11 protein-coding genes are annotated in these 14,309 nt (G+C 63.5%); 6 read left to right on the top strand and 5 right to left on the bottom strand.

Annotated features, from left to right (window positions below; all coding sequences use genetic code 11):
* Window positions 1–19: 19 nt before the first annotated feature.
* Complete coding sequence (locus tag AWB78_RS12555) at window positions 20–964, bottom strand: ABC transporter substrate-binding protein (protein WP_232477678.1); 945 nt, start codon at window positions 962–964, stop codon at window positions 20–22.
* A gap of 133 nt (window positions 965–1,097) precedes the next feature.
* Complete coding sequence (locus tag AWB78_RS12550; RefSeq protein WP_232477677.1) at window positions 1,098–2,009, bottom strand: ABC transporter permease; 912 nt, start codon at window positions 2,007–2,009, stop codon at window positions 1,098–1,100.
* Between the two features lie 366 nt (window positions 2,010–2,375).
* Between AWB78_RS12550 and AWB78_RS12545 the strand changes: the two genes are divergently transcribed.
* Window positions 2,376–3,470 carry a LacI family DNA-binding transcriptional regulator gene (locus AWB78_RS12545; protein ID WP_062604900.1) on the top strand — a complete coding sequence of 365 codons (1,095 nt, stop codon included), beginning with the start codon at window positions 2,376–2,378 and terminating at the stop codon, window positions 3,468–3,470.
* A 205-nt stretch (window positions 3,471–3,675) separates the two neighbouring features.
* Here AWB78_RS12545 and AWB78_RS12540 read toward each other — a convergent pair whose 3' ends face one another.
* Together AWB78_RS12540 and AWB78_RS12535 are read right to left on the bottom strand one after the other, a co-directional pair.
* On the bottom strand, window positions 3,676–3,933 hold the full coding sequence (locus AWB78_RS12540; RefSeq protein WP_062604899.1) for a nickel-binding protein: 258 nt from the start codon (window positions 3,931–3,933) through the stop codon (window positions 3,676–3,678).
* 61 nt (window positions 3,934–3,994) lie between these two features.
* A complete protein-coding gene (locus tag AWB78_RS12535) occupies window positions 3,995–7,582 on the bottom strand; it encodes an adenylate/guanylate cyclase domain-containing protein (RefSeq protein ID WP_062604898.1) in 3,588 nt (1,195 codons plus the stop codon).
* A gap of 337 nt (window positions 7,583–7,919) precedes the next feature.
* Between AWB78_RS12535 and AWB78_RS12530 the strand changes: the two genes are divergently transcribed.
* The 5 genes from AWB78_RS12530 to AWB78_RS12510 are packed head-to-tail and all read left to right on the top strand — an operon-like array spanning window position 7,920 to window position 13,778.
* A complete protein-coding gene (locus AWB78_RS12530) occupies window positions 7,920–8,951 on the top strand; it encodes a TRAP transporter substrate-binding protein (RefSeq protein WP_062604897.1) in 1,032 nt (343 codons plus the stop codon).
* A gap of 7 nt (window positions 8,952–8,958) precedes the next feature.
* Window positions 8,959–10,854: a TRAP transporter large permease gene (locus AWB78_RS12525; RefSeq protein ID WP_062604896.1), complete on the top strand. Its 1,896-nt coding sequence runs from the start codon at window positions 8,959–8,961 to the stop codon at window positions 10,852–10,854.
* A 19-nt stretch (window positions 10,855–10,873) separates the two neighbouring features.
* Window positions 10,874–11,962, top strand: coding sequence for a LacI family DNA-binding transcriptional regulator (locus AWB78_RS12520; RefSeq protein ID WP_062604895.1), 1,089 nt, complete (start codon window positions 10,874–10,876; stop codon window positions 11,960–11,962).
* The gene (locus AWB78_RS12515; RefSeq protein WP_062604894.1) at window positions 11,959–12,966 is read left to right on the top strand and encodes a hydroxyacid dehydrogenase; all 1,008 of its coding nucleotides are present in this window, start codon (window positions 11,959–11,961) and stop codon (window positions 12,964–12,966) included. Before AWB78_RS12520 ends, AWB78_RS12515 begins: the two co-directional genes overlap by 4 nt.
* A complete protein-coding gene (locus AWB78_RS12510) occupies window positions 12,963–13,778 on the top strand; it encodes an amidohydrolase family protein (RefSeq protein ID WP_062604893.1) in 816 nt (271 codons plus the stop codon). Before AWB78_RS12515 ends, AWB78_RS12510 begins: the two co-directional genes overlap by 4 nt.
* A 197-nt stretch (window positions 13,779–13,975) precedes the next feature.
* Here the strand turns inward: AWB78_RS12510 and AWB78_RS12505 are convergent, their stop codons facing one another.
* Window positions 13,976–14,215 (bottom strand): hypothetical protein, encoded by a 240-nt coding sequence (locus AWB78_RS12505; protein ID WP_062604892.1) that lies wholly within the window; start codon window positions 14,213–14,215, stop codon window positions 13,976–13,978.
* Window positions 14,216–14,309 lie beyond the last annotated feature (94 nt).

Here is a 14,309-nt window from a genome sequence, read left to right as displayed (position 1 = left end):
CCTTTGATTACTTCTTTGGTCACTTGCACGCGCGCATGGCCGAGGCCGGCGGAAGGAAATCGTTCGTGTAATACGACTTCGGGTCGCGACCTGCGGGCAACAGACCGACCTGCGACAACAGATCCTGCGTCTTCACCCATTGCGCATCCTCGGCTCGGCCGACGTACTTCGCGCCGCCGCTGCAGAAGAGCGGCGTGATGGCGGCGAGTTCTGCCGTCGCCGTCTTCTCCGACATATTCGGGAAGACGGCCTTCAGATCCTTGATGGCCTTGGCCGGGTTATCGAGCGCGAAGCTCCAGCCTTTCAGGCTCGCCGCAACGAACTTCCTGACGACATCGCTGTTGTCCTTGAGGTAGGTTTCGTTCGCGAAGATCGAGGTGCTGACGGTCGGAACGCCGTAGTCCGCAAAGCGAAAGTTGGTCAACTGCGCGCCCTGAGCTTCCAGCTGGATCTGATACGAATCGATCGAGCCGAGAATGGCGTCGACTTGTCCCTGCAACAGAGTCGGGACCATGGACGTCAACGGCATGTTGATCAGATTCACGTCCGATTCCTTCAGCCCGTTCGCCTTCAGAAAGAGCGGAAGCATCGTCGTCTGAGACGAACCGGAAGGCACGCCCACCTTCTTGCCTTTGAGGTCGTTGATCGAGTTGATGTTCGTCTTCTTCAACGCCGAGACTTCGTTCGGATTGGATTGATACACCGTCGAGATGACCTTCATCGGCGCGCCCTTCGCGATGAGCTGACTCACCGCGACGGCGTCCGCATAAGCGAGTTGCACGCGATTCGTCGCGACGAGTTGCGCGGTCGTGCCCGAGCCATTGCCTTCGACGATCGAAACGTCCAGTCCGGCTTCCTTGTAGTAGCCCTCGGTCAGCGCCGCGGCAAAACCCGCATTCGAGCCGCCTGCGACCCAGTTGAGCTGGAACGTGACAGGCGTCGCTGCGACGGCGGCGCCGCTCACTCCAAGAACCAACGCTGACGACACAGCGCTTGCGGCCAGCGTACGGCTGATAAAACGAAGCATCTTCTTAGTCTCCAAAGGTGTTGGTGTCGGCCACGGCGACATCGGGCCAATCGCTCTCTCGTTCCCGGCGTTAGTTCTTATTGCGCTGCCAGGGCGTCATCGCCCATTCGGCGAATTCGACGATGTAGTTGATGGCGATGCCGATGAAGGTCAGCACGGCGATCACCGCGAAGGTCAGACCGATGTCCATCGTGCTGGTCCCGCGGAGCAGCACATAGCCCAAGCCCTTGTTCGCGCCGACGAACTCCGCGACGATCGCGGCCGTGGCGGCGATGGTGGCGGACGTCTTGATGCCGGAGAAGATGACCGGGAGCGCTGCGGGAAGGCGCAGATAGCGAAAGGTTTGCCACGAGCTCGCGCCCATGGATTGCGTCAGATAGAGCAGGCGATTGTCCAGAATCTGAAAGCCGCTGACGCTGGCCAGAAGCAGCGGGAAGAAGGTCATCAGAACGGTGAGCAGGACCTTCGACTCGATGCCGAATCCAAGCCAGACCAGGAACAGCGGCGCCACTGCGATCTTCGGGACGAGCTGGAGAAACATGAGCGGCGGATACACCACCTGCTTTGCAAGCGGCGACAACGCGATGACGAGCCCTACCGGGATTGCGGTCACGATCGTCAATCCGAAGCCCCAGACGATTTCCGTCACCGTGACGATCGAGTTGCTCCAGAGCTGCGGATATTCTTCGACCAGCCGTGAAAAGACCAGCCCGGGACCAGGCATCACGTACGCGGGGATATCGAAGAGGCGCACCACCGCCGCCCAGATCGCGATGATGGCCACGAACGTCAACGGTGGAAGCAAGTTCCAGCCGAGCCGTTTGACTTTCCGCATGCCGGCGGACGGGCGTGCCTTGGGGCGTTCGGCCGCACCCGGTTGCCCTCCGTTTCCGCTTTGCAGGCCATCGACCTGGCGCGACGATAACTTCATTGACATCTGTGTCTCCTTCCGCGAGTGAAGTGCAGCGATCGTTTTACGCATTGCTCGAATAGCCCGGACAGGCCGTTCCGATCAGCGTCCGGTGCTCGATAACGCCTCAAGATATTACGTCGTTCGTTGATTGAACTCTATTCAATCTTGACGGAAAGCTATGTAGGGAATTTCCCGAATCGTGGGTTCAAGCCTTGTGGGCATTGGGATTGACCGCTTTCTTACAGGTAAACCCGTACGCCCGATTTGCACCTTTGGATCCATTAAGCAAAGATGTCGCAAGCTGCTTTTCGCCGCGGTGTGGTGACGTGGTCGCACCGCCCGCCGATTCGCGCAAGGGCGGAGTGACGAGAAAAGGCGTTGATATAATCGGCAATCTCGCGCGAACCCGACCCGCGAACCCGACCATCCCCACGCATGGCGAAGAGCAAATCAGTATCAGTAGAAGCGGCCGAACCGCACGCCGCCGGAAAGCGGTCGCGCACCTCGGGTGTGACCTTGCGCGACGTCGCTCGCTTTGCCGGCGTGTCATCGGCGACCGTTTCCAGAGTGATGAACAATCCGACGGTCGTCTCGGACGAGTTGCGCTCCCGTATCATGGTCGCGATCGATCATCTTGGCTGGGTACCGCACGCCGCGGCGCGCGCACTAGCAACTCAGCGGACCGGAACGATCGGGGCGGTTTTCCCCACATTGGCGAATGAGCATTTCGCTTCGGCCATACAGGCACTCCAGGAGTCGCTCGAACAAGCTGGATACACACTTCTGCTCGGCTGCTCGGAGTACGACCTCGATCGCGAATACCGACAAGTCAGGACCATGCTCGAACGCGGCGTCGACGCTGTCGTATTGGTGGGCGAAGCGCATCATCAAGATCTGCAACCCCTTCTTCTGCAGCGTCAGGTTCCGTTCGTCAACACCTTCGTTTATAGAGAAAACAGTGACGCGCTTTGCGTGGGTGTAGATAACCACCAGGCATTCTTCGACTTCACGACTTATCTCGTGGGTCTGGGGCACCGTCGGTTTGCGATGCTGTCGCAGCACACCGATACCAACGATCGCGCACAGGCCCGGCGTGAAGGGGTTCGCGATGCGCTTGCCGAGCATGGCCTGGGGATATCCGCTGCTCACATGGTCGACGGCGTGTGGGGCGCGCGCGTCGGGCGACAGCTCTTTTCGAAAGTGATGAATACACCGCAACCGCCGACCGTGGTGATTTGCGGCAACGGTTCGTTCGCCATGGGTGCGATGCTGGAAGCGATGCATCAGGGCTACAACATTCCGGGCGATCTCAGCGTCGTCGGATTCGATGACTTCGAGCTCATGTCCGAGCTACCCATACCGATCACGACCGTCCGTGTTCCGAGCACCGAAATCGGAACGCGTGCTGCGAAGATCATTCTTGCCGAGCTTGCAGAAACGGGTACCGCCCGGAGCGCTAAACTGGAGGCCGAGTTGATCGTGAGAGCCTCATCGGGCGCACCTCCCAAAGCATCCAGGAAGCGTACTTGAGCACTTCCCCTTCGTCTGTCTACCGACCGCATGTGTGACGCGACCAGGTAGCGCGCACGATCTTCGTATTTGTATGCCTACGTTACTCCACAATGATCACCGTCCGACCTGCGCACTTCCGACGCCAATAGGCATCGTGCAATTACGCGAATCAGCCACTGCCGGCGCATCCTATGATTAGCGGTGCTGCGCTGCGTGAAGGTCACTAGCTGAACATTTCCGGCCGCAGATCGCTTACCTCGATGATCACATCGGCCGGCAGATCCGCCCGCCGCGCCGCGGCGCGGATAGCTTCGACATTGGGCGCCTCATAAAGGCAATAGGTCTTCTTCTTGTCGGCGCTCAGGAATGAAAAAAGCCACTCGACACCTTCCTCGTCGTTGATTCTCCGCACGGCTGCCGCACTGTCGCGCGTGACCTCGAGCTGCTCGGCAAAATTACGTTCGATCATGAAACGTGGCATGACATCCTCCTCGAATAATGACGGCACTCGCAAGTCGGACGCTTGCTTGCAATTGCCTGTCCTAATTGCTCGTCCCTTTGCGGTTCTGCACGCCGCCGATGCGCTCGACGAGGGCGAACATTTCCAGTCTTCTTGCTTCGGCCGCCGCCAGTGAAAGCAGACTTTGCGCGCGCGCCCGGTCTTCGATGCGATTGCGCGCCGTCAGCATGAGCGCGTATTCGTGCCGGCTATGGGCGAGCCAGGGCCAGGCACGCAAGCGCTCGTCCATATGCAGCGCGTATTCGAAATGCTGTTCGGCGGCCGACCAGTCGCCGAGCGCATGGGCCAGCATGCCGAGAAACCGTGCCGCAGATCCGCAGCAAAGCGTAAAGACCGGAACCGTGACGACCTGATCCCGGAACGGCAGAAGGAGCGAATAAATCCTTTCGGCATGTCTGACGTCGTGCAGGCGCGCAGCGACCTCCGCAAGATACGCCAGCGTGACGAGCCGCTTGCTGTCCACGGGAATGCCGTGTTCGGATTCCGCGAGACGCTCGAGATTGTCGCGAGCCTGAGCCTCGAAGCCGAGATCGCTGCAGATCAACATGAACCCTGGCCGCCACGTCGCATCCCCGGACTGCGCGTCGATGAAGCGTTTGAAAATCGGCGCCACCTCGGCGAGTCGGCCCTGCTCGCGGCGGATCGAAAACATCTGCATGCCATAGACGCCCGTGGCGAGATTCGCATCGGCGCTCTGCGCCATGCGCAGAGAGTCGCGGGTCTTCTGCTCGGCTTGCGCGAAGTCACCGACGAGAATGGCCTGCATCGCCTGCGCCCCGGTCACGCACCACCTGTCGACGAAGTGCCGTCCACTCGCGGCAATCTGCCGATACCGTTCCAGCGCGCTCTCGAACCGGTCTACCTCGCCGATCTCCAGATAACCGGCAAGACATCGGGCGCATGCGTGACCAATGGTGTGTGCATCGCCGAGATCTTCGGCTATCTGCCTCAACTCCAGCAGCACGCTTTCACGCTCCGGAAACTTATCGGCCGGCAATGGCAGCGCACCGACATGCATCAACTCGCACGCCAATGCGTCGAACAGGCTCGGCAGATCGTTCAGGCGTCGCGCGAGGGCGACAGCTTCCGATGCATAGTCACTGCTCTGCCCGCGTGCGCCTGTCATATGAACGGTTCGCACCAGGCGACACAACAGGCGACAACGCTCGACCGATTCCTCGGTGCCGGTCAGCGCCAGCGCCTCCTCCAGCAACGCGAGCGATGCATCGCCGGATCCTTCGAGGAACGTCTCCGCAGTGTCGAACTCCAACGCCGCTTGCACGAGACAGGCGGTGAGTTTCTGTTCACGCGCGATTCGCGCCGCTTCGCGGAACGTCGCGATCGCCTCGCGCTGCGCCAGTCGGAGTTCCGCCCTGCCTCGTGTCAGCAGCAGCGGCAGCAGTCTGGCGGCGCGATCAGGCTCGGCGAAAGCGCATCGACCGACGAGCTCGAGACCGCGTCGCGCATGGGCGATAGCCTCATCGTAGGCGGCGCCTGCGAGCGCACGCTCACCGGCACGCTGCCAGTAGTCGATTGCGCGATCCGGCAGTTCGGCCGCGGCAAAGTTCTGCGCGATCAGTTCGGGTTGCCGCTCGACAATGTCGGGATAGTGTTGTTCGAGCGCCGCGGCGATCAGGGCATGGAAGTGTCGCCGGCGCGCGAGCAGGAGCGATTGATAGGCAATCTCCTGAATCAGTGCATGGCGGAACATGAAGGCGTCGTCATCGGCGGGCTTTGCAGAGGCAGGAACGATGATGTCGGCTGCAATCAGGCGATCGAGCGTTTCCCTGAGTTCGTTCTCCGGCTTCGACGCGATCAGGCCGAGCAGCTTTGCACCGAACTCGCGGCCCACTGTGGCCGCGATCTGCGCGGTTTCCTTGATGGTCGGCTCGAGCCGGTCGAGCCGCGACAGCAGCGAGCCCTGCAGCGTGTCCGGAATGGCAATCGTCTGTGGCGCGCCTATCAATTCATAGCCCGCGCCGGCATCGCGCAGAATATCGCCCTGGATGACGGCCTTGGTCAGCTCTTCGATGAACAGCGGCACGCCGTCCGTCTTGGCGACGATCTGACCCAGCACGAGATCGGGAAGCGGCTTGCCGCCCGTGAGCCGTTCGATCATCGCAACGCAGTCGATGCGCGACAGCCGATCCAGATTGAGTTGCGCGAGATGCGGAAAAGTCCATCCCGCTTCGAATTCCGGCCGCGCCGTCAGCAGGACGAAAAGCCTGGCGGAAACGAGCCGCTCGACCACTGATCGAACGAATTCGAGCGATGACGGGTCGATCCAGTGCGCGTCTTCCACGACGAGAAGCACGGGCTGAACTCGCGTCGACATGTCGAGCATGGCTACGAGCACGTCCAGCGTCCGTCGTTTGAAAGAAGGAGACGAAGTGTCGACCCCGGGATGCAGCGCGGACGTCGGGAAGCCGAGCAGGTTCGAAAGGACCAAAAGCGTCTCGTCGACATCGACGTCGAGTCTCGCGATTCCAGCCTTTAGTCGCTCGCTGTCCGACCCATCCGACGCCTCCACGCCCACGCTGAACGTGCGCTGTAGCCAGCGCAGCACCGGCCAGAACGGGCTGTTGCGATAGTACGCGGAACAGTGCAGCGAAACGATCGCGTGCGGCTCATCACGAATGCTGTCGCACACCGCCCGAAGCAGTCGCGATTTCCCGATTCCCGGCTCGCCGGTCAATACCATGCAGCGCATTCGGCCTTCGACGCCTTGTCTCCAGCGCTGCAGAATCAGGTCGAGCTCCGCGGTCCGTCCGACGATCGGTGTCAAACCGTGTACCGTCCTGAGTTCGAAGCGATCGATCGTATCCGCCTGCCCGATGATGCGTTGAACCCGGACCGGGCCCGAGACGCCTTTCAATTCGAGCCGACCGAGGTCTTCGACTCTGAAGGACCCGTCGATCAGGCGTTGTGCCGTCGGTCCCACGACGATCGCATCGGCCGGCGCGAGCGCCTGCAGCCTTGCCGCGATGATAGGCGCTTCACCGACGATCGCCTGGCGATCCAGGGAAGAGCCGGCGCCAACCGCGCCGGCGACGACGAGCCCTGCTTCGATTCCGATCCGCACTCGCAGGCGCACGCCGTATTCGGCTTCGACTTGATCGTTTGCCTCGCGAAGCGCCGCTATGGCGGCGAGCGCCGCCAGTACGGCGCGTGTGGCGTCGTCTTCGTGCGCATTCGGATAGCCGAAATAGACGAGGAGGCCGTCGCCGATATACATGGCGATATGCCCGCCATGAGCTTCTATCGCGCGTGCACACACGTGATGGTAGCTGCCCATCAGGCGCCGCATGTCTTCCGGATCGAATCGCTCGGCCAGCGCTGTCGAGTCGATGAGATCGACGAACATCACCGTGACCTGCCGCCTCTCGGCCTCGGTGGTTGCACGCGCCGGTGAGCGAGACGCGGGCGCGCCGCTCAGGCTTCCCAGCGCTTTTGCGAGCCGCTTGCGGTCGCCGAGCGTGAGGCCGAGATCCTTCAGATCGTGATCGGACAGGTCCGCCAGCACATCCCAGTCGATCCGTTGAGCGACGAACTTCGAAGCGTGAGCGCCGAGGCCAATCTGCGCCAACCATGTCGCGAGATCGTCGGTCATCGCTGAAATCTCTGCTGTCAGCCTTACGTCATCATCCGCGCGGCTATGCGACTTGTCACGCATGTTGGCCCCGTTTCGGGGAATGTACGGACAGGCGCGGCGATGGGCCGTCTTAAGTAGGCGAATAACGCTGCGCCCTCGCCTGACGCCACGATATTCGAATGCCCGGCAGATCGGCCTGCCGCACAAACCGCATGTAACGAGCAGGGTTAACGCTGGTTTCCCGGCAATCGCCGGTGCTTTACTGTATCGATACACTAAATCGATACAGTGATGCGGCATATCGGTCGCGTCGCGCACACTCGCCCGCGCTCACGCGGCATCCAGGAGACAGACCATGCATTCGACTTCCCGGCGACGGTTCCTTCAGACAGCTTCGGCGGCCTCGCTCGCGGCGGCGGGCGCGGGCTTTCCCGCCATCGTGCGCGCGCAACCGGCGGCCACGCTGCGGCTGTCGTCATCGATGCCGGCGAACGAAAACGCCGCGCATTACGTCTGGTATCAGCATCTCGCCGCCAATCTGAAGGCGAGCGTCGGCGACCAGATTCGCATCGACTATTTTCCGAACAGCCAGCTCGGCAAGGAAAGCGATGTCGTCCAGCAGGTGAAGGTCGGCGCGGTGGACATGATGGTCACCGGCTCGTCGATCTGGGCGACGGTGCTGCCGGAGCTCGGCATGCTCGATCTCGGCTACGTGTTCGACAGCTTCGATCACGTCGGCCGGGCGATGGACGGCAGCGTCGGCAAATCGTTCGACAGCATGCTGCAACAGCGCGCGGGCTGCTCCGTCGTGACGTGGGGCTATTCGTTCGGCGCGCGCAACGTGTTCACGAAGAAGCCCGCGCAATCGCTCGCGGATATCAAGGGCGTGAAGCTGCGCGTGCTGCCCACGCCCGCCTTCATGGAAACCTTCAAGCTGATGGGCGCGGTGCCGACGCCCATTCCCATCGGCGAGCTGTACATGGCCGCGCAGACCGGCGTGGTCGACGGCTTCGAGCACGATTGCGCGACGGTCGTCGCCAGCAAGTACGACGAGGTCGTGAAGTCCTGCTGGCAGACGCAGCACGTCTTCAGCCCGCTCGTCGTCGTGATGGGCCGCCGCGCGCTCGCGAAGATCCCCGAAAACCTGCGCCCCGCGTTCCAGAAAGCCGCGCAGGACGCGACCGCGAAGCAGCGCGTCGCGGCCATCCAGACTGCCGCGAGCGCCGAGCAGGAGCTCAGGAAGCGCGGCATGACCTTCTATCCGATGTCGAAGGCCGATCGCGACACCGCGCGCAACGAAATGCAGACGCAGTTGTACGCGCATTTCTCGAAGCAATATCCGGCGACGGCGCCGCTCTTCACCGCCATCGCCTCCGCAAGAGGCTAATAACGCCATGACCACTTTCTCCGCGACGCCCGGCCCCGAAGCACACCTCGCCGCGCCCGGCTTCGGCCACGAGACCCTGCTCGCGCGCGGCCTCGTGCGCCTGATGCAGGGCATCGAATATCTGTGCGCGGCCGTGCTCGCGGCGGATGTGCTCGTAGTCTTCGTCTCCGTCATTTATCGATACTTCCTGCACGATCCGTTCGACTGGGCAGAGGAAGTCGCCCGCGCGCTGATGATCGTGCTCGTCTTCTTCGGCGCGGCGACCGTGCTGGGACGCAGCCAGCATGTCGGCGTCGATCTGTTTCGCGGCATGTTGCCAAGGCGCTGGCAACCGGCGCTCGTGCACGCAGGCCATTGGGTGATCGCGGGCGTCGCGGGGAATCTGTGCGTGTCGTCGTGCCTGCTGCTCGTCGATTCCTACGGGCAGATGACACCGAGCGGCCTGCCCGCGTGGATCAACGTGTATCCGCTCGTCATCGGCAGCGTGTTCATGGCGATCTTCGCGCTCGCCAACGCGCTCAACGGCGCGCGCCGTGTGGTCATCAGCACGTTGATCGGCTGTGCGCTGATCGCCGTCGCCGTGTGCGCGTGGAACATGTTCGTGCCGGGCCACGCGGTGAAAGCGGGCGCTCTGCTCGCTACGGGTTTCATCGGCGGACTGGTGCTCGGCGTGCCGATCGGCTTCGTGCTCGCCTTCTCCGCGCTGCTCTACTTTCTCGCCGAACCGTCCCTGCCGATGCTCGTCTACTCGCAGCAAGTGATGGCCGGCACCGACCACTTCGTGCTGCTCGCGATTCCGTTCTTCGTGCTCGCCGGCTTGCTGATGGAAACCAACGGCATGTCGTCGCGCCTGATCGAACTGCTGCTGCGCATCTTCGGGCGCGTGCGCGGCGGGCTCGGCCTCATCACGATCATGGCGACGGCGTTCTTCTCCGGCGTGTCCGGTTCGAAACTCGCGGATATCGCGGCGGTCGGCGGCGTCGTGATGCCCGCCGTGCGCCAGAGCAAGGAAGATCCGAACGAAGCCGCGGCGCTCCTCGCGTGCAGCGCCGTGATGGCGGAAACCATTCCGCCGTGCGTGAACATGATCATCATGGGCTTTGTCGCGAACATTTCGATTGCGGGGCTGTTTCTCGCGGGCGTCGTGCCCGCGGCGGTCCTCGCGGTGGCGCTGGCGATCGTCGCCGTCATCTTCGGCCGACGCATCGATCTGGCCGACGCCCTCACCAACCCACGCGCCTGGATGCCGCTACTCGGCGGCGCGCTGGTCGCGCTCGTCATGATCGCGATGATCGGCAAGGGCGTGACCTCGGGCATCGCGACATCGACGGAAGTGTCGGCGTTCGCCGTGGTCTATGCGCTCGTCGTCGGCTGGCTGGCGTTCCGCGAACTTACGCCCAAGTCGATTGCGCGCGTGTTCGTGCGTTCTGCATCAATGGCGAGCAGCATTCTGTTCATCGTGGCGGCGGCGTCGAGCGTGTCGTTCGCGCTGACCATCGAGCAGATTCCCGCGCTCGTCTCCGATTCGATGATCGCGTTCGCGCATCAATACGGCCCGACGATGTTCCTGCTGCTGTCGGTGCTCATCATGATCGTGTTCGGCGCGGTGCTGGAAGGCGCGCCCGCGCTCATCATCTTCGGTCCGCTGCTCACGCCGATCGCCACGCAGCTCGGCATCAACCCGCTGCATTTCGGCACGGTGATCGTCGTCGCGATGGGGCTTGGCCTCTTTGCGCCTCCCGTCGGGCTCGGCCTGTTCGCGACCTGCGCGATCACCGGCACGGACATGAAGGCGGTGGCGCGTCCTATGCTCAAATATCTGCTGGTGCTGTTCGCCGCACTGGTGGTGCTGATTCTGGTGCCGTCCTTTTCCCTTTGGCTGCCGACCCGGCTCGGCCTGTAGCCGGCAGACGCAAGAACTTATGAGCACCATTCAGGATGTCGCCCGCGAAGCCGGCGTGTCGGTGAGCACGGTATCGAACGTGCTCAACGGCCGCACGGATCAGATGCGCCAGGAAACCCTCGCGCGCGTGCAGGCCGCGATGAGCACGCTGCAATACCGGCCGAGCACGCTCGCGCGCCAGCTCAAGACGGGGCAGACGCCGCTCGTCGGGCTGCTGGTGCCGTCGATTGCCAATCCGATGTACGGCTACATCGCGCGTGAAGTGGAAACCTATGCGCAGGAGCGCTACGGCTATCGCGTGATGATCGGGAACACGTATCGCGATCCGGCGAAGGAAGCGTCGTTTTTCGAGGACCTGTTTTCGCAGGGCGTGCGGCGCGTGATCGTGATTTCTTCGCTGGCGAACGAGCGTCATCTGGAAACCGCCGCAGAGCGCGGCATGGTCGTCGTCAGTTACGACCGCCGCGCGACCGAAGGCGAGAGGACGCGCGTCGATCACGTCACGCCCGACAACTTCGAGGCCGCGCGGCTCGCGACGCGCCATCTGATCGCGCACGGCCACACGCGCCTCGCGTTCGCGACGCTGACCGGCCTCACGCTGAGCCGCCGCGACAAGATCGATGGCTTTCTGGCCGCGGCGCAGGAAGCGGGTTTGTCGGACGATGCGCACGTGCTCGACAGCGGTCCGGTCGACGAATACGGCGACTCGATGATCGCGGAGAACGGCCGCGCGCTCGCGCGCCGGCTCGCGGCGGACGATGCGCGCCCGACCGGCGTCGTTGCCGTCAACGATCTGATGGCGCTCGGTCTGATGGCGGGCTTGCGCGAGTTCGGCTTGCGCGTGCCGGAAGACGTGTCGATCGTCGGCATGGACGGGCACTTTCTGGCGGCGATCTCGAATCCCGCGCTGACGACCGTGCAACTTCCGGTGCCCGCGATGGCCGCCGCGATGGTCGAGCGCGTGATGCGCCCGCACGACGAACCCATGCCTGCATCGGAGCAGGCGCTCTTTACGGATATCACGCTCGTCGAGCGCGAATCGGTCGCGCGGCCGGGCGAGGCGTCGCCGAGATTACGGATTACGAAGCACTCCAGGACGAAGAAATGAACAAGGTATTCGTGAGTCATCCCCGGCACATGCTGGACCATTACTTCGGTGCGCGCGCGTCGGCCGAGCTCGCGACGTTCGCCGATGCCGCGTACAACACCGAAGATCGCGAACTGACGACCGCCGAGCTCGCCGATGCCGCGCGCGATGCCGATGTCGTCATCGCGTATCGTCAGACGCCGGCGCCGCGCGCGTTGTTCGAAGCCTTGCCGAAGCTGGCCGCGTTCGTGCGCTGCGCGGTCGATATCCGCACCGTCGATATCGATGCCGCAAGCGAATACGGCGTGCTCGTCACGCAGGCGAGCGCGGGCTTCGTCCCGGCGGTCTCGGAATGGGTCATCGGCGCGATGCTCGATCTCGCGCGCGCGACCACTGCCTATGCATCGGCGTATCGCCGCAACGAAGCGCCCGTGCCGATGATGGGCCGCGAATTGCGCGGCAGCACGCTCGGCGTGATCGGCTACGGGCAGATCGCGCGTTATCTGTGCGATCTCGCGCTGGCGTTCGGTATGCGCGTGATCGTGTCCGATCCCCATGCGCGCATCGACGATTTGCGTGTGCATCGGGCAAGCATGGACACGCTGCTCGCCGAGGCCGATTTCGTCGTGTGCCTCGCGCCCGCCAACGCGCAGACCGCGAATCTGATGAACGCGCGCGCCTTCGCCGCGATGAAGCCCGATGCGTATTTCATCAACGCCGCGCGTGGCGAACTGGTCGATGACGCCGCGCTCTTGCATGCGCTCGACAGCGGCCGCCTCGCGGGATGCGCGCTCGATGTGGGCCGCGCGCCCGATCAGATGCCCTCGCCCGCGCTGGCCGCACATCCGCGTGTGATCGCGACGCCGCATGTCGGCGGGCTGACGCCAGGCGCGATCGAACATCAGTCGATGGAAACGGTCGCGCAAACGCAGGCGCTGTTCGAAGGCCGCATCCCGGCGGGCGCGGTGAATGCGGCGCAGGCGTTCAGGCTCACGCGCTTCGATGTATCGGCGGACGCGCGATGAGCGGGCCGATCGCATTCGATGGCGCGTGCGATTGCCACATCCACGTGTACGAAGACGGCTATCCGCTGGCCGCGAGCGCAACGTTTAAGCCGCCGCCCGCGCCTGCATCGGCGTATCGCGACGTGCAGCGGGCGTTGGGATTGTCGCGCGCGATCGTCGTGCAGCCGACGGGCTATGGCTTCGACAATCGCTGCACGCTCGCGGCCATCGCGCATCTCGGCGACGGCGCGCGCGGCATCGCGGTCGTGCCGCCCGATGTGAGCGACGACGAATTGCAGCGTCTGCACGATGCCGGCATACGCGGCGTGCGCTTCATGATGCTGCCTGGCGGCGTGTTGCCATGGGATGCGCTGGCGGAAATGTCGGCTCGCATTGCGCCGCTCGGCTGGAACATCAACCTTCAACTCGACGGCCACACGCTGCCGCAACACGAAACGATGCTTGCGCGTTTGCCGTCGAAGCTCGTGATCGATCATCTCGGCAAGTTTCTCGCGCCTGTCACGCCGGACAGCGAAGGATTCGCGTCGCTGTGCCGTCTGCTCGATGGCCCGCGCTGCTGGATCAAGCTGTCCGCGCCGTATGAGAGCTCGCGCGACGGTGCGCCCGCCTACGGCGATGTCGCGTGGCTCGTGCGCAGCTTGTCGGCGCGCTATCCGGAGCGCGGCGTGTGGGCATCGAACTGGCCGCATCCGAACGTGAGGCCCCTGCCCGACGACACACGCATGCTCGACTGGGCGTGGCACCTTCTGGATGGCGACGAAGTCCGCCGCAGGATTCTGGTCGACAATCCCGCTGACTTGTACCAGTTCTGAGCGGGCGGGCACTCGCGTGGACGGCGGCGTCGCGAAGCGAACCATGCGGCGAACGCGTGCGAGCTCGACACGATGCGCGACGGGCTGGACCCATCGCGCGGAACGCACCGCATCTGCCGCGCAGGGCAGCGGGTGCGGGGCAACGAACGTCGTTCGTGAGAGCGTTGCCGGCTCGTCGCGACGATGTCGTTTAGCGTTCAGAGCAGACGCGGGTCCTGCGCCTGAGGCACCGGTTGTCCAGGCCACGGCACCGGAAGGTGCAGATCCTTCAGGATCGCGGCGATGCCGGGCCACGACGCCGGAATGGACGGCGGCAATGGACCGGGGTTGCCGTTCGGCGGCAGGGTGATCGTAGCGATGCCGCCGCGAATAGAGGACATCGCGTGCCGATGCAGGGTGTCGATACGCGGCAGATCGTTGATGGTGAGCGTAGTCATGGCTGGTCTCCTGGCAAAAGTCGAAGTGAATGGCGTGAAAGTCGCCAGCCGATCTTTTGCATGAGGCGTGCCAATGAGTGTGAAAGACGCGGAT

This window comes from Caballeronia calidae (genome assembly GCF_900044055.2).
Lineage (GTDB): Bacteria > Pseudomonadota > Gammaproteobacteria > Burkholderiales > Burkholderiaceae > Caballeronia > Caballeronia calidae.
The sequence above is the reverse complement of the archived record's forward strand: the minus strand, read 5'-3'. Positions and strand labels throughout refer to the sequence as shown.

Coding starts and splice junctions, on each gene's coding strand:
- AWB78_RS12520 (WP_062604895.1), top strand. CDS start 10,874: ATGAGCACCATTCAGGATGTCGCCCGCGAAGCCGGCGTGTCGGTGAGC.
- AWB78_RS12550 (WP_232477677.1), bottom strand. CDS start 2,009: ATGCGTAAAACGATCGCTGCACTTCACTCGCGGAAGGAGACACAGATG.
- AWB78_RS12530 (WP_062604897.1), top strand. CDS start 7,920: ATGCATTCGACTTCCCGGCGACGGTTCCTTCAGACAGCTTCGGCGGCC.
- AWB78_RS12515 (WP_062604894.1), top strand. CDS start 11,959: ATGAACAAGGTATTCGTGAGTCATCCCCGGCACATGCTGGACCATTAC.
- AWB78_RS12545 (WP_062604900.1), top strand. CDS start 2,376: ATGGCGAAGAGCAAATCAGTATCAGTAGAAGCGGCCGAACCGCACGCC.
- AWB78_RS12505 (WP_062604892.1), bottom strand. CDS start 14,215: ATGACTACGCTCACCATCAACGATCTGCCGCGTATCGACACCCTGCAT.
- AWB78_RS12535 (WP_062604898.1), bottom strand. CDS start 7,582: ATGACCGACGATCTCGCGACATGGTTGGCGCAGATTGGCCTCGGCGCT.
- AWB78_RS12510 (WP_062604893.1), top strand. CDS start 12,963: ATGAGCGGGCCGATCGCATTCGATGGCGCGTGCGATTGCCACATCCAC.
- AWB78_RS12540 (WP_062604899.1), bottom strand. CDS start 3,933: ATGCCACGTTTCATGATCGAACGTAATTTTGCCGAGCAGCTCGAGGTC.
- AWB78_RS12525 (WP_062604896.1), top strand. CDS start 8,959: ATGACCACTTTCTCCGCGACGCCCGGCCCCGAAGCACACCTCGCCGCG.